This window comes from Methylobacterium aquaticum (assembly GCF_001043915.1).
Lineage (GTDB): Bacteria > Pseudomonadota > Alphaproteobacteria > Rhizobiales > Beijerinckiaceae > Methylobacterium > Methylobacterium aquaticum.
Genome location: NZ_LABX01000474.1, coordinates 1 through 528 on the forward strand (window position 1 = coordinate 1; position 528 = coordinate 528).

Annotated in this window: 1 protein-coding gene; it reads left to right on the forward strand. The window is 70.5% G+C overall.

What is annotated here, in order from left to right; all coding sequences use genetic code 11:
• Positions 1–521 (forward strand): helix-turn-helix transcriptional regulator (locus tag VP06_RS33315; RefSeq protein ID WP_048468117.1); only part of this gene is annotated, 521 nt, incomplete at its 5' end.
• Positions 522–528: the final 7 nt, after the last annotated feature.

Here is a 528-nt window from a genome sequence, read left to right on the forward strand (position 1 = left end):
ACCTGCCCCACCTGGCCGCCCGGATCGTCCGGCCCGGCCAGCCGCTCGCCTCGACCGTCGCCCACACCATGACCGACATCGTCGCCCTCGAGGAGCCGTTGAGCGAGAGCGGCGCGCAGCGCCTCGGCCACTCCTTCCTCGACCTGCTCGCCGCCTCGCTGGAAGCGAGCCTGACGCCCCCTGGGCGCAACCTCACCGACGACGATCTGGTGCGGCAGGCCAAGTCCTTCCTGCTCGCCCATATCGAGGATCCCGACCTCGATCTCGCCACGGTGGCGAACAGCCTCGGCGTGTCCCTGCGCACCCTCTGCCGCGCCTTCGCGGCGGACGGAACCACGGCGATCCGCTGGCTCTGGCAGCAGCGGCTCGAACTCGCCCATCGGCTGCTCGCGGAAGGCCACGCCCGCCATGTCGGCCAGGTGGTGATGCAATGCGGCTTCAGCGACTTCTCGCATTTCAGCCGCGCCTTCAAGAAGGCATACGGGGTGAGGCCGAAGACGGTGCTGCGGGCGGCGGGCTGAGCCTGCA